This window comes from Gordonia sp. J1A, from assembly GCF_055393515.1.
In genome coordinates this window covers 1,589,026-1,607,613 of sequence record NZ_AP041607.1, presented here as the reverse complement: position 1 = coordinate 1,607,613, position 18,588 = coordinate 1,589,026, and the positions used below count along the sequence as shown (strand labels likewise).

At 67.5% G+C, this 18,588-nt stretch carries 15 protein-coding genes and 2 pseudogenes; 7 read left to right on the top strand and 10 right to left on the bottom strand.

What is annotated here, in order from left to right:
- Positions 1 to 57: 57 nt before the first annotated feature.
- Positions 58 to 1,164, top strand: a complete 1,107-nt coding sequence (locus tag ACZ5QD_RS07485; protein WP_062366662.1) for a branched-chain amino acid aminotransferase — start codon at positions 58 to 60, stop codon at positions 1,162 to 1,164.
- 87 nt (positions 1,165 to 1,251) lie between these two features.
- Here the strand turns inward: ACZ5QD_RS07485 and ACZ5QD_RS07480 are convergent, their stop codons facing one another.
- Genes ACZ5QD_RS07480 through ACZ5QD_RS07470 form a run of 3 tightly spaced genes read right to left on the bottom strand, consistent with a single transcriptional unit; the run spans position 1,252 to position 4,424 of the window.
- A complete protein-coding gene (locus ACZ5QD_RS07480; protein WP_278124064.1) occupies positions 1,252 to 2,034 on the bottom strand; it encodes an adenosylcobinamide-GDP ribazoletransferase in 783 nt (260 codons plus the stop codon).
- 10 nt (positions 2,035 to 2,044) lie between these two features.
- The gene (gene cobT, locus ACZ5QD_RS07475; protein WP_006895277.1) at positions 2,045 to 3,754 is read right to left on the bottom strand and encodes a nicotinate-nucleotide--dimethylbenzimidazole phosphoribosyltransferase; all 1,710 of its coding nucleotides are present in this window, start codon (positions 3,752 to 3,754) and stop codon (positions 2,045 to 2,047) included.
- A 4-nt stretch (positions 3,755 to 3,758) separates the two neighbouring features.
- Entirely contained in the window at positions 3,759 to 4,424 is a 666-nt protein-coding gene (locus ACZ5QD_RS07470) for a DUF3043 domain-containing protein (protein ID WP_006895278.1), read from the bottom strand.
- A 72-nt stretch (positions 4,425 to 4,496) separates the two neighbouring features.
- Between ACZ5QD_RS07470 and ACZ5QD_RS07465 the strand changes: the two genes are divergently transcribed.
- The 3 genes from ACZ5QD_RS07465 (at position 4,497) to ACZ5QD_RS07455 (ending at position 7,177) form a co-directional block, all read left to right on the top strand.
- Complete coding sequence (locus ACZ5QD_RS07465) at positions 4,497 to 5,588, top strand: glycerate kinase family protein (protein WP_278124061.1); 1,092 nt, start codon at positions 4,497 to 4,499, stop codon at positions 5,586 to 5,588.
- Between the two features lie 158 nt (positions 5,589 to 5,746).
- Positions 5,747 to 6,094 carry a HesB/IscA family protein gene (locus ACZ5QD_RS07460; protein WP_006895280.1) on the top strand — a complete coding sequence of 116 codons (348 nt, stop codon included), beginning with the start codon at positions 5,747 to 5,749 and terminating at the stop codon, positions 6,092 to 6,094.
- 111 nt (positions 6,095 to 6,205) lie between these two features.
- Positions 6,206 to 7,177 carry a carbohydrate kinase family protein gene (locus ACZ5QD_RS07455; RefSeq protein WP_278124058.1) on the top strand — a complete coding sequence of 324 codons (972 nt, stop codon included), beginning with the start codon at positions 6,206 to 6,208 and terminating at the stop codon, positions 7,175 to 7,177.
- Positions 7,178 to 7,416: 239 nt separating this feature from the next.
- Here the strand turns inward: ACZ5QD_RS07455 and asnB are convergent, their stop codons facing one another.
- Positions 7,417 to 9,342, bottom strand: coding sequence for an asparagine synthase (glutamine-hydrolyzing) (gene asnB, locus ACZ5QD_RS07450; protein WP_278124057.1), 1,926 nt, complete (start codon positions 9,340 to 9,342; stop codon positions 7,417 to 7,419).
- Between the two features lie 310 nt (positions 9,343 to 9,652).
- Here asnB and ctaC point away from each other — a divergent pair, with 310 nt between their 5' ends.
- The 3 genes from ctaC to ACZ5QD_RS07435 are packed head-to-tail and all read left to right on the top strand — an operon-like array spanning position 9,653 to position 11,811.
- The gene (gene ctaC / locus ACZ5QD_RS07445; protein WP_006895283.1) at positions 9,653 to 10,795 is read left to right on the top strand and encodes an aa3-type cytochrome oxidase subunit II; all 1,143 of its coding nucleotides are present in this window, start codon (positions 9,653 to 9,655) and stop codon (positions 10,793 to 10,795) included.
- Positions 10,796 to 10,801: 6 nt separating this feature from the next.
- Positions 10,802 to 11,218 carry a cytochrome c oxidase subunit 4 gene (locus ACZ5QD_RS07440; RefSeq protein WP_278124055.1) on the top strand — a complete coding sequence of 139 codons (417 nt, stop codon included), beginning with the start codon at positions 10,802 to 10,804 and terminating at the stop codon, positions 11,216 to 11,218.
- 41 nt (positions 11,219 to 11,259) lie between these two features.
- Positions 11,260 to 11,811 (top strand): GNAT family N-acetyltransferase, encoded by a 552-nt coding sequence (locus ACZ5QD_RS07435; protein ID WP_006895285.1) that lies wholly within the window; start codon positions 11,260 to 11,262, stop codon positions 11,809 to 11,811.
- A gap of 78 nt (positions 11,812 to 11,889) precedes the next feature.
- On the opposite strand, the pseudogene ACZ5QD_RS07430 reads toward ACZ5QD_RS07435, so the two are convergent.
- The 6 genes and pseudogenes from ACZ5QD_RS07430 to qcrC form a co-directional block, all read right to left on the bottom strand.
- A pseudogene (locus tag ACZ5QD_RS07430) lies at positions 11,890 to 12,256 on the bottom strand (IS30 family transposase); the annotation flags it as partial.
- 30 nt (positions 12,257 to 12,286) lie between these two features.
- Positions 12,287 to 13,533, bottom strand: a protein-coding gene (locus ACZ5QD_RS07425; RefSeq protein ID WP_464367261.1) for an IS3 family transposase whose coding sequence is annotated in 2 segments (ribosomal slippage) — positions 12,287 to 13,251 and positions 13,251 to 13,533 — 1,248 coding nt in all. Because the reading frame shifts where the segments join, the coding sequence is not laid out codon by codon here.
- A gap of 53 nt (positions 13,534 to 13,586) precedes the next feature.
- Positions 13,587 to 14,512 (bottom strand): annotated as a pseudogene (locus ACZ5QD_RS07420) (transposase); the annotation flags it as partial.
- A gap of 379 nt (positions 14,513 to 14,891) precedes the next feature.
- Complete coding sequence (qcrB, locus tag ACZ5QD_RS07415) at positions 14,892 to 16,511, bottom strand: cytochrome bc1 complex cytochrome b subunit (RefSeq protein ID WP_278124052.1); 1,620 nt, start codon at positions 16,509 to 16,511, stop codon at positions 14,892 to 14,894.
- Positions 16,508 to 17,659 carry a cytochrome bc1 complex Rieske iron-sulfur subunit gene (gene qcrA, locus ACZ5QD_RS07410; RefSeq protein WP_006895287.1) on the bottom strand — a complete coding sequence of 384 codons (1,152 nt, stop codon included), beginning with the start codon at positions 17,657 to 17,659 and terminating at the stop codon, positions 16,508 to 16,510. The genes qcrB and qcrA overlap by 4 nt, the downstream gene beginning before the upstream one ends.
- The gene (gene qcrC / locus ACZ5QD_RS07405) at positions 17,656 to 18,558 is read right to left on the bottom strand and encodes a cytochrome bc1 complex diheme cytochrome c subunit (RefSeq protein ID WP_006895288.1); all 903 of its coding nucleotides are present in this window, start codon (positions 18,556 to 18,558) and stop codon (positions 17,656 to 17,658) included. Before qcrC ends, qcrA begins: the two co-directional genes overlap by 4 nt.
- Positions 18,559 to 18,588: the final 30 nt, after the last annotated feature.

Sequence of the window (18,588 nt, the reverse complement as noted above, 5' to 3'; positions counted from 1 at the left end):
CGGCGCATCCCGCCGGTGCCGGGAAACTCCCTTGCGGGTCGGCGGTACCATGACCGCATGACCTTGGAGTTCACCCGTACCGAGCATCCGCATCCGGTGTCGGAGAATCGACGCGCCGAGATCCTCGCCGCGCCGGGCTTCGGCAACTACTTCACCGACAACATGGTGACCGTAGACTTCGACCGCGATCGTGGATGGCACGGCGCACGAGTGACCCCGTACGGGCCGCTCGCTCTGGACCCGGCTGCGATGGTCCTGCACTACGCGCAGGAGATCTTCGAGGGGCTGAAGGCGTACCGCCAGCCCGACGGCTCCATCGCCGCCTTCCGGCCGGAGGCCAATGCCGAACGGTTCAACCGGTCGGCACGGCGCCTCGCGATGCCGGAGCTGCCGGTGGAGGACTTCGTCGGATCGCTGCGGGCGTTGCTGGCCGCCGACCACGCGTGGGTTCCCGACGCGGGCGGCGAGGAGTCTCTCTATCTGCGCCCGTTCATGATCGCGACCGAGGCGAGCCTCGGCGTCCGGCCGGCCGACAAGTACAGCTACGCGCTGATCGCATCGCCCGCCGGCGCTTACTTCAAGGGCGGCGTGAAGCCGGTCAGCGTCTATCTGTGCACCGAGTACGTGCGGGCCTCCCCGGGAGGTACCGGCGATGCGAAGTTCGGCGGCAACTACGCCGCGTCGCTGCTGGCGCAGGCGCAGGCCGCCGACAAGGGCTGCGACCAGGTGGTGTGGCTCGACGCCATCGAGCACCGCTTCATCGAGGAGATGGGCGGCATGAACCTGTTCTTCGTCTTCGGCTCGGGGTCGGACGCACAGCTGGTGACGCCGGAGCTCAGCGGCTCGCTGCTTCCGGGCATCACCCGCGACTCACTGCTCACCCTCGCCGCCGACGCGGGTTACAAGGTGGACGAGCGCCGCATCTCGACCGAGGAACTGCGCGAGGGGGTCAAGAACGGCGACATCACCGAGGTCTTCGCCTGCGGTACCGCTGCCGTGATCACTCCCGTCGGTCGGGTTCAGAGCGACACCGACGACTACCTGATCGGCGACGGCACCACGGGAGAGGTGACGCAGGCTCTCCGTGACACCCTCACCGGTCTGCAGCGCGGCACCTTCGCCGACACACACGGCTGGATGACCACGCTCTACCCGGCTCCGTGAACCGGCCGCTCCGGCCCTGAATGAGCGCTCATGCCGCAGCCGCACCCGTCCGGGGTCCGGCTGCGGCATGATCCGTTTCGGCGACCTCTACAGGAGCAGGCCGACGGCTGTCAGCACGGTCGCCACTTCGATCGTCGCGCCGATGACATCGCCAGTCAGCCCGCCGGCGCGACGGGCGCAATGCCCGGTGAAGGCCCAGGCGAACGCCCAGACGACGGCCACGGTCGCCGCCGCACGGACCGCATCCGCCGCGTGGAAGGTGCCCCCGTTCCAGCCTCCCGCGGCCACCGCGACCGCGAGCAGGAGCACCGCCCACACCGCGATGGACGCGCGTTGAGTTCCGGCGACCAGCGCCCCGAACCCGTCGGTGTTCGCGGCGCTCAGACCGGCCCGGCACGCGACGGTCGCGGTGGTCCTTCCGGCGACCACCGCCAGCGCCAACGACCACCATCGTGAGTCGGCGGTCAGGGCGCCGAACGCCAGGGACTGGCCCAACAGCACCAGAACGAGCGTGGCCGCACCGAACGGCCCCACGTCGCCGCTGCGCATCACCGCCCGCACGCGATCCGGATCTCCGTAGCAGCCGAGACCGTCGGCCGTGTCGGCGAGACCGTCCAAGTGCATGCCGCGGGTAGTCGCCGCCAGCACCGCCACCACGGTGACGCCGGCCAGCGCGCTGGGGAGATCGGTGTGCGACAGCCCGAAGGCGACGGCGGCGGCGAGCAGTCCGACCACCGCTCCGACGACGGGTACCGCGGCGATCACGGTCGCGCCCCGGGCGCGGTCGAATTCGCCGCGGGGCTGCGGGAGCGGGAGTACCGTCAGCCAGCTGAAGGCGTCGTGCACGCCGCGGAGGCCACGGGCGATCATCCCGGTGTGCCTATTCTCCGCCGCTGACGCCGGCCTCGTCGAAGGTCGCCATGTCGGTCAGAATGTCGATCGACGACGCGACCAGCGGCAGCGCCGACACGGCACCGGTGCCCTCGCCCAACCGCATCGACAGGTCGAGGATCGCGGTCAGGCCGAGTGAATCGAGTGCGAACGCGTGCGCCGGTTCGGTGGACCGGTGACCGGCCTGCCACCAGGAGGCGGCACCCGGCGCCAACTGCTGCGCGACCAGGGCGGCCGAGGTCGTGATCAGCCCGTCCAGGAGTGCCGGAGTCTTCCGGACGGCCGCCTGGGCGAGGAATCCCGCCATCGCCGCGATGTCGGCGCCCGCCACCGCGGCGAGCAGCGCGAGCGGCTCGTTGCGGTGCCGCCGTGCATGACGCATGCCGTCGCGGATGGCCGCTGTCTTGCGGATCCAGGTGGCGTCGTCGATCCCGGTGCCCCGTCCCACCACGACCACCGGCTCGCGATCGGTGAGAGTCCCGACCAGCACGGCCGCCGGGGTGGTGTTGCCGATGCCCATGTCGCCGGCGATGAGCAGGTCGGCGCCGGCGTCGACGAGCTGGTCGGCCACGGCCCGTCCGGCGGCGACCGCCCGTCGGGCTTCGGCGATGGTCAGCGAACTGCCGGTTCGCAGATCGCCGCTTCCCGCGCGCACCTTGTACCGGGAGACGTGCGGGTCGGTATCGGCTCGCACCGCCATATCGAGGACCTGCACCGTGGCTCCGGCGCGGCGCGCCAGCACGTTGATCGCGGCGCCGCCGGTCGCGATGTTCGCGACCATCTGCGCTGTCACCTCGGGCGGATAGGCGGAGACGCCGTCGGCGGCCACGGCGTGATCGCCCGCGAACACCACCACTGCGGGCGACTGCAGGGTCCGCGGCGGGCAGACGCCCTGGCACGACGACATCCAGACGCCGAGCTCTTCGAGTCTGCCGAGGGATCGCGCCGGTTTGGTCAGCCGCAACTGTCGTGCCCGGGCCTGCTCGGCGACGTCGTGATCGGGGAGTTCGACGATCGGGAAGATCTCGGCGTCGGTGCCGTCGATCTGGGCCGGTTCGGAGACGGTCGCCCGCCGGGGCGCCGGCGCGTCGGCGGGCCGGGCGGGCTCTTCCGCGGGGACGGGTGAGGACGGTGCCGTGGACGCGGAAACCGGTACCGGGGCCGCGGGCACGGCGCCGGTACCGGCGGGCAGGTCCAGTGCACGTCCGGCGACGACGAGAGTGACCGTCTCGCAGACAGCCGCCACCGCCGCATTCAGGCGGCCCAGTTCGTCCGCGAAGCGCCGTCCAGACGGTGTCGGCGAGACGAGCGAGAGCCCCACTTCGGGGCTCACCAGCACTAGATCGCCGGAGTAGCCGGCGATGGCGGCGCACAGGTCCTCGATCTGCGCGGATACGTCGGCGGCCTCGTCCTCCCAGGCTCCGGCCTCGTCGAGCAGTGCGGTGAGCCAGTTGCCGAGGTCGTCGACGAGTGTCGGCTCATCGGGAAAGTCGCGCAGGAGCGACGCGAGATCGCACGATTCGACGGTGCGATAGCGGTCGCCGCGACGTTCGCGGTGGGCATCGATCCGCGCGCGCCAGGCCCGGTCGCCGTCGGCGGAACCGGTCGCGACGTAGCGGACCGCGGGTGCGTCGGCGAGGAGATGCTCGGCGTGCGCCGATTTGCCCGAGCGGATGCCGCCGAGGATCAGCGTGCGCACGCGATCAGACCTTGTCGCCCGGCTTGACCTGCGGGCGCGGCGCGCGCATCATCCGCAGCTGCATGGCACGGGTGAAGCAGTACCACCCGAGCCGGAATCCGGTGTCGGTGGTGTCCGGGTAGCGCTCACGCACCCGCTTGTTGACCATCCGGCCCAGGTACAGCGAATCGATGATCACCAGCAGGACGAAGGCCAGCAGCACCAGGTTCCCGATGACCGCGAGGTTCGGCAGCATCAGAACCACCAGCAGGAAGATCGCGAAGGGCAGGAACAGTCCGGCGAAGTTGCGTCGCGAGTCGACGATGTCACGCGCCATCTTCCGGACCGGCCCCTGATCGCGGGCCATCATGAACTTCTCGTCGCCGGACATCATCTTCTCGCGCTGCTCGAGGCGGACGCGGCGGCGTTCGGCGGCCACCTCCTTGCGCTCCACCTTGGTCATCGACGCCCGCAGTGCCTTCTTCCGGGCCCGCGCTTCAGCGCGGGTGGTCGGGGGCGGCGCGACGGGACCGCGGCGGCGTTCGGCTTCGCGGCGCTTCGGCGTGGGGCGGCCCTTGCCGGGCGTCGTCGAACCAGAGGTCGGCCTCGCGTCGTCGGCCGGCACGTCGGTGGTCTCCTCCGACTCGGCGGCTGAGCTCTTGGCGGCGTCGGATTTCCAGGGCAACTTCACGACTACGAGACTATTCGATGCGGCGGCGACGGCGGGCATCGGGCAAGCGCCTCCCGGCTACTCTGACCGGTGATGGACACGACGGCGATGCGGGTGGTGATCGCCCCCGACGAGTTCGGCGGGACGCTGACGGCGGCGCAGGCCGCGTCCGCGATCGCCGAGGGCTGGGCCCGCGCGCGGCCGGGTGATGTGCTCGAGCAGCTGCCGCAGTCCGACGGCGGTCCCGGATTCGTCGACGTGCTCGCGGCTGCCGGCGTCGGGCGGCGTCTCGGCGTCTCGGCGTCCGGACCGCTCGGAGGTGCGGTGGCCGCCGAGGTGCTGCTCGACGGCCGCACGGCGTTCGTGGAGTCGGCTCAGGCATGCGGACTGCATCTGATCGGCTCGCCCGGTCCGGAGACGGCCTGGTGTGCGGGGACGGCCGGGGTCGGTGACCTGCTGCGGGCTGCGGTGGAGGCCGGTGCGACCCGGATCGTGGTCGGACTCGGCGGAAGTGGAACCACCGACGGAGGCCGCGGCGCCTGTACGGCACTCGGCGGACTGACCGCCGCGCACCACCTCCTGCGGGGGACCGAACTCGTGGCGGCCACCGACGTGACCAACCCGCTGCTCGGTCCGTCCGGGGCGGCCGCTGTCTTCGCTCCGCAGAAGGGCGCCGACCCCGAGACGGTCGCGCGGTTGGAGTCGCGACTGCAGCGGTGGGCGGACGAGTTGGAGGACCACCGCGTCGGCACCGACGACGGTCAGCGGCTCCGTGACGCCGCCGGTGCGGGTGCTGCGGGCGGGCTCGGTGCCTTTCTCCTGGCACTCGGTGCGACCCGAGAGGCGGGCGCCGAGGTGGTGGCGGGTGTCACCGGTCGTGCGCGGCGCATCGCCGGCGCCGATCTCGTGCTGACCGGGGAGGGCCGCTTCGACGAGCAGACTCCCTTCGGCAAGGTGGTGGCCTCCGTCGCAGCCGACGCACGGCATGCCGGAGTGCCTGCGGTGGTTCTGGCCGGGCAGGTGCGCGGCAGGCCGCGCGTCGACGGCGTCACCGTCGCGTATTCGATGGCCGACTGGGCCGGCTCGTCCGCGCGCGCCCTCGCCGACCCGGCGCCGATCCTGGCCGGACTCGCGCAGACGGTCGCGGCCGGATTCGCCGGGACGGTCGAGCGGACCGGAATCTGACTCGGCCGAAACCCGGGCGCGGGATGCGGGAATAGCGGGTCGGCGAGTACCGTTGATGCTGTTGGCCGTGTCTGCCGGGCCGCTGTACCGGTAACTGAGCCACCGACAACGTATCCGGCCGTCGAGATTCTTCGCGGTCGGCGACATGAGGAGCGCCCATGACCGTTCAGAACGAAACCGCAACCGGTGTCCTGCTGACCGACGCCGCCGCCTCCAAGGCGAAGGCACTGCTGGACCAGGAAGGACGCGACGACCTGGCCCTGCGCATCGCGGTGCAGCCCGGTGGCTGCGCCGGTCTGCGCTACCAGCTGTTCTTCGACGACCGCAGCCTGGACGGCGACGTGGTCTCGGACTTCGGCGGCGTGAAGCTGGCCGTCGACCGGATGAGCGCACCCTACGTGCAGGGTGCCACCATCGACTTCGTCGACAGCATCGAGAAGCAGGGCTTCACCATCGACAACCCGAATGCGACCGGCAGCTGCGCCTGCGGCGATTCGTTCAACTGAGTCCATACGGCAGCTGACACGGAGCTGTCGACGGCCGTGACCTCAACTGACGTTCGCGTCGGGGGTGGGGTCACGGCCGTCGTCGTTTCCGGACGAAGTACCGTTGGACAGATGTTCATTGCCGTCTGCGGGTCGCTTGCGACCGACCATCTGATGAAGTTCCCCGGAAAGTTCTCCGATCAGCTCGTCGCCGATCAGCTCGAGCACATCTCGCTCAGCTTTCTCGTCGAAGACCTCGTCGTCCATCGGGGCGGTGTCGGCGGCAACATCGCGTACGCGATCGGTTCGCTAGGGGAGGAGCCCCTGCTCGTCGCGGCGGCCGGTCCCGACTTCGACGACTACGAGAACTGGCTGTCCGGACACGGCGTCGACTGCCGCGGCGTCACGAGGTCCCAGTCCCAGCACACCGCGCGATTCATGTGCACCACCGACGAGACCATGGCTCAGCTCGCCACGTTCTACGCCGGAGCCATGAGCGAGGCCCGCGACATCGACCTCACCGCGCTGTTCGCCACCACCGGCCGCCCCGACCTCGTGCTCGTCGGAGCCGATGACCCCGACGCGATGGTCAGCCACACGCGGACGTGCCGTGAGCAGGGGATCCCGTTCGCCGCGGACCCCTCGCAGCAGTTGGCGCGGCTCGACGGCACCGCCGCCCGCGACCTGATCGACGGCGCGGCGTACCTGTTCACCAACGAGTACGAGTGGGGCCTCCTGCAGCAGAAGACCGGACTCGACGCCGCGCAGGTGGCAGATCTCGTCGGGACCCGCATCACCACGCTCGGTGCCGGCGGTGTCGACATCGTGGAGCGAGACGGCACCACGACCCACGTCGGCGTGGTGCCGGTCCGCGAGCAGGTGGACCCGACCGGTGTCGGCGACGGCTTCCGCGCAGGGTTCCTGACCGGCATCGCCCGCGGCCTCGGCTACGAACGGGCCGCACAGCTCGGTGCGATGGTCGCCACTCTGGTGCTCGAATCGGAATCGACCCAGGGCTGGACCTGGAACGTCGACGTGGCCGTCGAGCGACTCACCGAGGCCTACGGCGCCGACGCCGCTGCGGAGATCAAGACCGTTCTGTAGGCGGCCGGCGCGCCACTCAGGCTGGTTGAGCGAGCGAAGCGAGTCGAAACCAACGCGACATCCGACGGCAGCAGATGGTTCTGCTACCGGCCGATTGTCACCGGGGTTTCGACTCGCTTCGCTCGCTCAACCAGCGGGAACAGGGACGGGCCGCTCGCTCAACCAGCGGAGGCGGGACGGGCCGCTCGCTCAACCAGCGGAGGCGGGACGGGCCGCCTGCTCGACCACCGGGCGGTCAGCTACAGGCGGACCGGGTAATCGTGATCTTCGATCGCCGGGACGATGGTTCCGTCGACGAAGATGCCGTACCAGAGCATGAAGCAGAGGACGGTCCAGATCCGCCGGCTGTTGTCGACCTCGCCGCGCCGGTGCTCTTCGAGCATCTGCATCACGAAACGCTTGTCGAAGACGTGGTCGGTGTCGGACGTGGAGATGAGCTCGCGCGCCCAGTCGTACATCTCGGTGCCGGCGAGCCAGTGGCGCAGCGGGACCGGGAAACCGAGCTTACGACGATGCAGCACGTGCGGCGGAACGATCTGTTCGAGCGCCTTGCGCAGCGCGTACTTGGTGGTGCCATGGCTGATCTTCTCCTCGAACGGGAGGCGTTCGGCGACGGCGAACACCTCCTTGTCGAGGAACGGAACGCGCAGTTCCAGCGAGTGCGCCATGTTGATCTTGTCGGCCTTGACGAGGATGTCGCCGCGCAGCCAGGTGAACAGGTCGAGGTGCTGCATGCGCGTCACCGGGTCCATTCCCTCGCTCATCCGGTAAATGGGTGCGGTGACGTCCTGATGTGTCCACTCGGGCCGGAAGTTCCGCAGCACCGCACGCAGCCGGGCGTCGTCGAAGCTGCGTGCATTGCCGTAGTACCGCTCCTCGAGGGTCAGCGAGCCGCGGTGCAGGAGGCTCTTGCCGCGGGTGCCCTCGGGGATTCTGTCCGACACCTTGCCCGCCAGCCGCCGCAGTCCGCCGGGCAGCTTGTCGAACGACTTGAGCGACAGCGGCTCTTTGTAGATGGTGTAGCCGCCGAACAACTCGTCGGCGCCCTCACCGGAGAGCACCACCTTCACGTGCTTACGGGCCTCGGCCGCGACGAAGTACAGCGGTACCAGCGCGGGGTCGGCGACCGGGTCGTCGAGGTACCAGATGATCTGGGGGAGCGCCTCGATGAACTCCCGCGGCGAGACCACCTTCACGATGTGGCGGGCGCCGATCGCCTCCGCCGACTCCGCGGCGACGTCGACCTCGGAGTAACCCTCCCGTTCGAATCCGGTGGTGAAGGTGATGAGGTCGGGATTGTGCTGGATCGCCAGCGCCGCGATCGCCGTCGAGTCGATGCCGCCGGACAGGAACGACCCGACGGTGACATCCGCGCGCATGTGCTTGGCCACCGAGTCGCGCAGCACGTCGGCGATCTCGTCGTAGCGCTTCTGCTCGCCACCCGGAGCGAAGGGGCGCACCGGGAATCGAGGTGCGAAATAGCGAGTCGTCTGCGGGGCGGCACCCGGCTTGAGCGTCGCGTAACAGCCGGACTCCAGCCGGGTGATGTCGCGGTGCAGAGTCTCCGGCTCGGGGACGTACTGGAGAACGGTGTAGTGCTCGATCGCGCGATCGTCGAGTTCGCGGTCGAGGTCGAGCCGGTCGAGCAGTTCCAGGAGGCTCTTCTTCTCCGATCCGAAGGCGGTACCCCGCGGGCTGGTCGCCAGGAACAGCGGCTTGATGCCGAACGAGTCACGGGCGATGAACAACTCGCGGTTCTGGGTGTCCCAGATCGCGAAGGCGAACATGCCGCGCAGTTTGCGGACCACCTCCGGTCCCCAGTAATGGAAGCCCGCGACGATCGACTCGCCGTCCCCTTCGGTGCGGAACGGCGCGTCGTGGTCGCGCGCCAGCTCGTCACGGATCTCCAGGTAGTTGTAGATCTCTCCGTTGAACACCAGTGCATAGCGTTCGGGGTTCTCCGCCGGCCCCCATCGCAGCGGCTGGTGCGAGTGTTCGATGTCGATGATCGAGAGCCTGTTGAAACCGAAGACGAGGTCGCCGTCGTTCCACGTGCCCATGTCGTCGGGCCCGCGATGCCGCATGCACCTCGCTGCCGAGGCGACGAGGTCGATGGTGGACGACGCCGAACCGTCGCTGGTGAGCATTCCGAGCAAGCCACACACGGTGTCAGGGCCTCTTTCGCAGATACTGTCAGGTCAGACGGGCGGCGATCCGCGCCCGTGAGCGCGTTCCACTATGCCGCAGATGCGCTGGCCGTCGCGACTCCGGCGCACCGTGGCGAGGGCGGAATCACCCCCGGTCGAAGCCGTATCCGCAGGTCGCGAAAAATGATCGGCGAAACAGCGAACCCCAATCACGACGACTTCGTCGGGTTGGTCTACGCTGCGTAGTACTAGGTGCAAGAATTGCGTCGAGGAGTGTCTGCTCGTCGCCGCAGGCCTTGGAAGAACAGCTCCCTGCCAGCAGGAAGGCGTGAAATTGACGAACGGTGTACGGCCGTCGACGCGACGGAAGGGATCTCCGTCGCGCACGATCAAGAGACTGAGTGGCCTCGCAGTACTCGGCGTCGGTGTGCTGATGACATCGGGCTGCAGTGCTGAAGAGGCCCTGCGTTTCGGTTGGCCGGAGGGAGTCACTCCCGAGGCACATGATATGCGCACCTTCTGGACCTGGTCGGTCATCGCCGCCCTGGCCATGGGTGTGCTGGTGTGGGGTCTGATCTTCTGGACCATCACCTTCCACCGCCGCAAGAAGAACGGCACCGCCGAGGACGAGATTCCGCGTCAGACCGGATACAACGTTCCGCTGGAACTCGCGTACACCGCGATCCCGTTCGTGCTGATCGCCGTGATGTTCTACTTCACCGTCGTCGTTCAGAACTCGGTGGAGAAGAAGGAAGAGAACCCGGCTGTCGCCGTGGACGTCACCGCCTTCCAGTGGAACTGGAAGTTCGGCTACAAGTCGGTCACCATCGACGGCAAGCAGCTGGTGAACCCGAAGACGGACTCCAAGCAGGGCGTTCCCTTCCAGGACCAGATCGCCAAGTACCGCGAAGAGGACGGCAAGCAGGAGGAGATCCTCGGTGCCGCCGGCGGCCGTTCGGCCGAGATCCGGGACTACCTGAGCTACGACAAGATCGAGACCCTCGGTAGCTCGTCGGAGATTCCGATCCTGGTGCTGCCGACCAATACGCGCATTCAGTTCGATCTCGCAGCAGCGGATGTCGTGCACTCCTTCTGGGTTCCCGAGTTCCTCTTCAAGCGCGACGTGATGCCCTTCCCGAAGCAGAACCACCAGGACTCGAGCTTCCAGATCTCCGAGATCGACCGCGAGGGCGCCTTCGTCGGACGCTGTGCGGAGATGTGCGGAACGTTCCACGCGATGATGAACTTCGAGGTCCGCGCCGTGAGCCCGACGACCTTCGCGAACTACATCAAGTACCGCCAGGCCCACCCGGAGGCGACCAACGCTCAGGCGCTCAAGGCCGTGTGCCAGGTTCCCGAGTCGGTCACCACGGTTCCGTTCGACACCCGCCGTGTCTCCAACGGAACCACTCCGAAGAACCTCGGCGATGCCAACAACACCACGATCGCCCAGTGCACCCCGGAGGTTTAAGGAACTATGAAGGTCGAAGCACGGGTCTTTGAGGCCCTCGCCCTCTTCTTCATCCTGACGGGCGTGATCTACGCCGTCGCGACGTTCTACTACCGGACCGGTGTGGAATGGGCGGGTGCGACCGCCATGTTCTTCTCCGGCGGTCTGGCGCTCATCGCGGGCACCTACTTCCGGTTCGTGGCCCGTCGCGTGGAGATCCGTCCGGAGGATTACGAAGAGGCGGAGATCGAGGACGGCGCCGGTGAGCTCGGCTTCTTCTCGCCGCACAGCTACTGGCCGATCATGATCGCCGGCGGCGCAGCGCTCTTCGCCATCGGTTTCGCGAGTTCCAACTGGTGGTTCGCCATCGGTCTGGTGCCGATCATCGTCGGCACGGTCGCCGGACTGGTCTTCGAGTACCACGTCGGACCCGAGAAGCACTGATCGTCTCCACTCAGACGCACGAAGCCGCACCCGAGAACCGGGTGCGGCTTCGTCATTCTCACGAGCTGTCCGCGGCGTTCCGCGGGCAGTTGTTCGCATTCCTGGCCGATGCCTTCGACGGGGACTTCGGCGCCGACGACTTCGACCATGCGCTCGGTGGCGTCCACGTGATCGCGTTCGGTACCGACGACGCGGTGGTGGGACACGCGTCCGTCGTTCAACGGCAGCTGATCGTCCAAGGGGAGAACGTGCCCGGCGGCAGGGTTCTGCGGACCGGCTATGTGGAGGCGGTGGCGGTCGATGCCGCACACCGCCGCCGCGGCATCGGCGATGCGCTGATGCACCAGGTGGACGGAATCGTCGCCCGTGCGTACGACCTCGGCGGACTCGGTGCCTCCGACGACGGTCGCCGGCTGTATCTTCGACACGGCTGGGAACCGTGGTCCGGCCCGCTCGGCGTCCTCACACAGTCGGGGGTACAGTTCACCCCGGACGATGAGGGCGCAGTCCTGGTCCTCCGGACACCTGAGACCGCGGAGATCGACACGGACGGTCGGCTGATCTGCGAATACCGCCGCGGGGACGTGTGGTGAACTCGACGTCCACGGCCTCGTAGGCCCGTTCCGGGTCGCCCGGGGCTGACGATCGATGAGGTTCTTCCGGAGCAGTCCCTCTGCCGGGGTTCTCCAGCCCAGGCTCTTGCGGGCCGGTTATTGAGCGTGAGAGCGACGGCTTCGAGGTCGTCCGCGGACCAGCGTGAAAGATCGGTACCCTTCGGGAAGTATTGACGCAGCGATCCGTTCGCGTTCTCGTTTGTCGGCCGTTGCCAAGGCGAGTGGGGATCGGCGAAAAACACCTTGGTGCCCGTCTCGAAAGCGAACTCGGCGTGCGCAGAGAGTTCCTTGCCACGGTCCCACGTGAGCGTCTTGCGGAGTTGTTCGGCAGCTTCATTATCGACGCTGTGAGTACGACGTTCATCGCGACGGCGCCATAGCCGGCGAGCGCGGGGCCGTTCTTCACCGGCGGACTCTGGCCATAGTGTCAAGTCCCGGGTTTGTTAGAGACCGATCATTTGTTCTGTAGTGCAGGTTCAGTCTCGGCAGCAGCGTGCTGCTGCCAGTAGAGGTCCTCGATCTCTGTCGGTGGCCGGTGATCGAGTTCGCCGTGCAGTCGGGCGGTGTTGTACCAATGGACCCATTCGGCAGTCGCGATCTCGACGGCGTTCGTCGATCGCCACGGGCCCTTCCGGTAAATCAGCTCGTGCTTGTACAGCGAGTTCAGGGCTTCGGCCATCGCGTTGTCGTAGGAGTCCCCGCGCGAGCCGACTGAGGCGACGGCGCCGGCCTCGTCGAGGGCCTGGGTGTAGCGCACCGCTCGATACTGGACTCCGCGGTCGGAATGATGAATCAGGCCAGTGATGTCCTGGCCGGTCCGACGCCGCAGCCACAAGCCCATCGCGAGGGCGTCGATCGCCAGGTCGGCGAACATGCGGGTCGAGGTCTGCCAGCCGACGATCATCCGCGAGAACACGTCCAAGACGAATGCCACGTAGACCCAGCCGGCATCGGTGCGGACGTAGGTGATGTCGGCAACCCACAGCTGATTCGGCGCTGTCGCGGCGAATGCGCGGTCAACGAGATCACCGGGGTGTTCGGTCTCGGCCGCTGGTTTCGTGGTGCGCGGGAACTTCCCGCGCACCACCCCACGGATTCCCAGGTCACCGCACAATCGTTCGACCGTGCACTTCGCGACCGTTATCCCTTTGCGGGCGAGTGCGGCGCGGATCTTGCGGCGCCCATAGATACCGCCGGAGTCTTCGTAGACGTCCATGATCTGTTCTTTGAGTTCCTCGTCGCGCAGGGCGCGGGCCGATGGACCGCGGCCTCGGGCGGCGTAGTAGGTCGATGGCGCGATCGCGCATCCGGCCTCGGTGAGGGCGGTGCAGATCGCCTCGACGGGCCATCGACGGCGGTACTGGTCGATGAAATCGACGATCAGCGGCGTGGCCGGTCGAGCTCGGCCGCGAAGAAAGCCGACGCGGTCTTCAAGATCTCGTTCGCCCGCCGCAACTCCGCGTTCTCACGCTCGAGCTGACGGATCCTCTCGATATCGGAGACCGTCTCCACGCCAGGGGTTTCGGCTTGGCCCTTCTCGACGCGGCGGACCCAGTTCCGCAGAGTCTCGGGGTGGATATCGAGTTGCTTGGCGATCCGCGCCAACGCACCCGGCGCGGTCGCAGGATCGCTACGGGCATCGATGGCCATCCGCGTGGCACGGTCCCGCAACTCCTTCGAGTACTTCGATGGGCGAGGCATGAAACAAGTGTCCCTTCCGGTCAAACCTGCCTCCATCAAACCCGGGACGATTCATAGCCTTCCAGCCGCGGTAGATGCACCAGCAGGGTCGAGTGGCTCGCGCGTTCGACGGTCGTGCCGATCAGCGGCCCGTACCGATGATCAGATCGCCCTCCCAGTGCCCAGGAACCGCGCGGTCGGCGGTCTCCGCGGGGCTTGGAGAACACGACGTCGGCGGTGACATGCCCGTGTGGTCGGTTCTGTGCTCGAGCCCGTGGCCGACGGAGTAGACCGCCTCGTGGCTGATGCGCGTGGACTCATCACCGGGGAAGTCGACCTTCAGGCGGTGCGAGAACCACGCGGTTGCCCATCGCCGGTCCTGCCGGTGTGGCTTGTTAAGTCCCTTCCATGCCGGCGGCTCAGGTCCGACGACGATGGTGCCGTCCGGTCTGCGAGCGTTGCCGGCCAGTCGTTCCTGAACGTACCCACGCAACCGGTCGTTGGTCACCAGCTTCGCCGTCGTCGGCCGCTTCGCCGCCTGCGGCGTTTTCCACTGCGCCACCAACGCCCGATACTCCTGTTTCCCTGCGCGTGTGGCCGCGTTGCGGCGTAACTCACGCGAGATCGTCCCCGGAGTCCCGGCCAATCCTGCGTACGATCTCACGAACCCCGACCTGTCTAGCGCGCAAGAGCGCGATCTCCTGACGTCCGGCGAAAGACAGGTAGCGGCCGGTAGGTGCGGCCAATGAGATCGGTGGCATACCGCCAGCGTGACGGAACCAACGAGCGCCAACCGGCACGGACACGCCAACCGTCAACGACGCCTCGGCCTAGTTGATGCCCTTCGCGATCAGAGGCAGAACTGCCGCTGCACCGCCCGAGAGGGCTCGGGCCGCCCGGGCGAGCGTATCGGCGGGCGCAACGCACGATCTGGACGCCACTGCCGCCGAGCCCTTTCAGGAACGTCGCTTGTCTTCGCAGACCAGTCCTTCGTCGCCACTGCTGAAACACCTCCACAGTCAAGGTGTTGCGACGACCAGTTGAATCCGCCCTGCGATCCGCGGTCGCTGTGAACCACGCAGCCGGCCACCAGATCTCCGGGCGCGGCCCGGCGGGCGACGGTAGAGCCGAGGGCGTCGACACCGAGTCGTGCCTTCATTCTCGGCCGGCGTCGGCGACCTCGTCGAGTTCGGCGGCGGTCACCGGGACCGCGAGCGACGCTTGCGCAGTTCCCGTTCGGCCGCCGACAGCTCGGCCGTGGTCCGTCGCTCGGCGACCGATCGAGGGCGCGCACCGTCGCCGGTGGGGGAGGGGAGCGCAGATACGACGAAGGCCGTCTCGCTGGTGCGAGACGGCCTTCGTCGTGGTGACTGTGCGGATCAGTCGAGGGCCTTGCCGCCCTTCTCCTGCAGGGCGATGAGCGCCTGCTTCTCCGCTTCGTGCTGCTCGTGAGCGATGCGCTCGTTGAGCGCCTGATCCTCGGCGCTGTCCGGAACCAGCACGGTGCCCGAACCCGGCGATCCCGCTGCGCCGAGCTTGTTCATCCGCTTCGGCAGCGGCGCGCCCTCGTAGGGGAGCGGGATCGGGTGACCGTGGTCGTCGACCGGTCCGAGCGGCTGGTGGATCTCGATGTACTCGCCCTTGGGCTCGCGGCGGATGATGCCCGTCTCGATGCCGTGTGCGAGGACGTCGCGGTCGCTGCGCTGCAACGACAATGCCCAGCGGTACGCGATGAAGTACACCAGCGGCGGGATCACCAGCAGACCGATGCGGCCCATCCAGGTGGTCGCGTTGAGCGAGATGTGGAACTTCAGCGCGATGATGTCGTTCATACAGCTCACCGTGAGGATGATGTAGAACGCCAGGGCCATCGCTCCGACCGCCGTGCGCACCGGGGTGTCACGCGGACGCTGCAGCAGGTTGTGGTGCGCGGTGTCGCCGGTCAGCTTCTTCTCGATCCAGGGGTACGTGAAGAGCAGGCCGAAGATCACGCCGATGACCACAACGACCCAGAAGATCGCGGGGATCGTGTAGTTGCCGAGGTAGAGCTCCCACGGCGGCATCAGTCGGGCGAAGCCGTCGGTCCACATCATGTAGATGTCGGGCTGCGAGCCCGCCGAGACCTGCGCCGGGTTGTACGGGCCGATGTTCCACACCGCATTGATCTGGAAGACGCCGGCCATCAGGGCGAGAACGCCGGTGATGATGGCGAAGAAGGCACCGCCCTTGGCGGCGAACACCGGAAGGATGCGAACGCCGACGACGTTCTTCTCGGTGCGGCCGGGGCCGGGGAACTGCGTGTGCTTCTGGTACCAGACCAGAGCCAGGTGAGCACCGATCAGACCCAGGATGATGGCCGGGAAGATCAGGATGTGCAGGACGTACAGGCGCGGGATGATGATGTCGCCCGGGAAGTCGCCGCTGAACAGGGCCCACTGGACCCAGGTACCGATCAGCGGAATGCCCAGGACGATGCCCGACATCGCGGCGCGAACACCGGTGCCCGAGAGCAGGTCGTCCGGCAGCGAGTACCCGAAGAATCCCTCGAACATCGCCAGCAGCAGCAGGAAGCAGCCGATGACCCAGTTCGCCTCACGCGGGCGGCGGAACGCGCCGGTGAAGAAGATTCGCATCATGTGGATGATGATCGACGCGGCGAACAGCAGGGCCGCCCAGTGGTGGATCTGGCGAACGAAGAGTCCGCCGCGGACCTCGAAGGAGAGGTTCAGCGTGGTCTCGTACGCGCGACTCATGGTGACGCCGTTGAGCGGCTGGTAGGCGCCGTCGTAGATGACGTGAGCCATCGACGGGTCGAAGAACAGAGTCAGGTACGTACCGGACAGCAACAGGATGATGAAGCTGTACAGCGCGATCTCGCCCAGCAGGAACGACCAGTGGGTGGGGAAGACCTTGTTGATCTGTCGACGCATACCGGCCGCGAGGTGGTACCGCGAGTCGACCTCTTCTGCCTGCGTGGCGAGGCGGTCAGCGATCGTCATGACTTACGCTCCCAGAATGCCGGTCCGACGGGCTCGATGAAGTCGCCGTTGGCGACCATGTAGCCCTGGTTGTTAACACTGATGGGCAGCTGCGCCAGCGCACGTGCGGCCGGTCCGAAGACCGCCTTGCCGTACTCGAGGGCGTTGAACTGCGACTGGTGGCACGGGCAGAGGATCCGGTTGGTCTGCTGCTCGTACAGCGAGGTCGGGCAACCCAGGTGACTGCAGACCTTCGTGTAGGCGTAGTAGTCGCCGTAGTTGAAGCTCTCCTGGCCCTTGCGCTTGATGACGCGCTCGGCGTCGGCCGGACGCAGGCGGATCAGCATGACGGGGTTGCGGACCGCGCGAAGACCCTCGAGCAGCTTGTGGCGGGACTCCTCGGTCTCGCCGTAGCCGTCGGAGACGCGCCACGGGAAGACGGTCTCCATGGCGCCGGCGTCGAGGTCCTCCGGTCGGACCAGGGCCACCTGGTACGGGTTGCCGGTGTCGCGGCGCAGGAAGACGGTCTCGCCCTTGGTCTCGTTGTAGATCGGCGACCAACCGGTGTGCCACAGGGGAGCGTCGTCGCCCTTGGCCCACGGGTTCTTGATGAAGCCGCCGATCGCGGCGACGCCGCCGGCCACCGACAGTGCGCCGAGGCCGAAGACCGCCGAACCGATGATCATCTTGCGGCGGGGGAGGGTGGAGGTCTCCAGCGTGTCGTCGAGTTCAGCGACGATGGTCTGCTTGTCTACCTCCGCCGAACCGCCGTCGTGACGATCCTGCACCGAGATCTCGGCCGGGATGAACCGCTTGGTCAGCTGAACGACGCCGAATCCGAACGACAGGATCGAGAGACCGAAGGTGACGCCGAGCAGAGGCGTGTACAGGGTGTAAGCCCAGTAGCCCGACTCGTCCGGCATGCGGAACTGCCATTCATTCCAGATGAACAGCGCGAAGCCGGCGATGGCGAAGAGGCCTGCCAGCACGAACCAGATCGCGACAGCGAACTCGGCGCGCTTCTCGGCCTTCGTGCCCGGCTCGGGGAAACGCTCGGCGCGGTGGATGATCTCCACTCCGTCGAGGTTGGTACCGAGACGGACCTTCTCGTCGCGAGACATTGCGGCGAGTTCGTCGTCGGACGGGACGTCCTTACTCGTGTCGCTCAATTTCGTGATCCAATCCACATTGCGCCGGCGACGACCGCCGTCACGCCGACAACCCACATGACGATGCCCTCAGAGACCGGACCGAAACCGCCCAGTCCGTAACCGCCGCTGGGGTTGGCGGTGTCCACGTAACGGACGTAGCCGATGATGTTCTTCTTCTCGTCCACCGACAGCTGACGGTTCGAGAACTTGGGCATGTTCTGCGGTCCGGTGAGCATCGCGGTGTAGAGCTGCTGCGGGTTGACGTCCGTCAGCGGGGGAGCGAACTTACCGCCCGAGAGAGCGCCGCCACGACCGGTGAAGTTGTGGCAGGAGGCGCAGTTGAGACGGAACAGCTCCGAACCGCGGCCGATGTCGGTGCCGCGCAGCGAGTCCATCGCGAGGACGGGGAAGCCGTCCTTGTACTTGATGTTGCCGTCGGCGTCCTTCTCGTACATGACCGACGGACCGCCGCCCATCGCCTGGATGTAGGCGCCGAGCTGGTCGATCTGAGCCTCAGTGAACTTGGCGGGCTTGCGCTGCGCCTGAGCCTCGTTGCGCGAGGCCGGCATGCGGCCGCTGGAGACCTGGAAGTACACCGCGGCGTCACCGACGCCGATGAGCGACGGACCGCGGTCCCGGACGCCCTCGAGGTTGGCGCCGTGGCAGGTGATGCAGGAGGTGTCGTACAGCTGCTTGCCTGCGGCGACGGAGCTCGCGCTCTTGTCGTCGGCGGTCGCGACCTGCGGCTTGGGCGAGATCAATGCGGCGATGATGCCGGTGGCGATCAGGCCCAGCAGAAGGAAGATGGTGCCGCTGGCTCGGCGACGGAGCTTGCGACGCCGCTTAGCGCGCGCGGCGTCGTTGTTGTCATCGGACGGGTCGCGGTCTTCCGGCGAACTCGGTGGAGATGATCTCATCTGTGACTCTCTACTAAGCGGTTTGGACTG

Excerpts from the sequence above, each read along its gene's own strand:
- ACZ5QD_RS07485 (WP_062366662.1), top strand. The coding sequence starts at position 58 with ATGACCTTGGAGTTCACCCGTACCGAGCATCCGCATCCGGTGTCGGAG.
- ACZ5QD_RS07480 (WP_278124064.1), bottom strand. The coding sequence starts at position 2,034 with ATGATCGCCCGTGGCCTCCGCGGCGTGCACGACGCCTTCAGCTGGCTG.
- ACZ5QD_RS07465 (WP_278124061.1), top strand. The coding sequence starts at position 4,497 with ATGGACACGACGGCGATGCGGGTGGTGATCGCCCCCGACGAGTTCGGC.
- ACZ5QD_RS07460 (WP_006895280.1), top strand. The coding sequence starts at position 5,747 with ATGACCGTTCAGAACGAAACCGCAACCGGTGTCCTGCTGACCGACGCC.
- ACZ5QD_RS07455 (WP_278124058.1), top strand. The coding sequence starts at position 6,206 with ATGTTCATTGCCGTCTGCGGGTCGCTTGCGACCGACCATCTGATGAAG.
- ACZ5QD_RS07440 (WP_278124055.1), top strand. The coding sequence starts at position 10,802 with ATGAAGGTCGAAGCACGGGTCTTTGAGGCCCTCGCCCTCTTCTTCATC.
- qcrB (WP_278124052.1), bottom strand. The coding sequence starts at position 16,511 with ATGACGATCGCTGACCGCCTCGCCACGCAGGCAGAAGAGGTCGACTCG.
- qcrC (WP_006895288.1), bottom strand. The coding sequence starts at position 18,558 with ATGAGATCATCTCCACCGAGTTCGCCGGAAGACCGCGACCCGTCCGAT.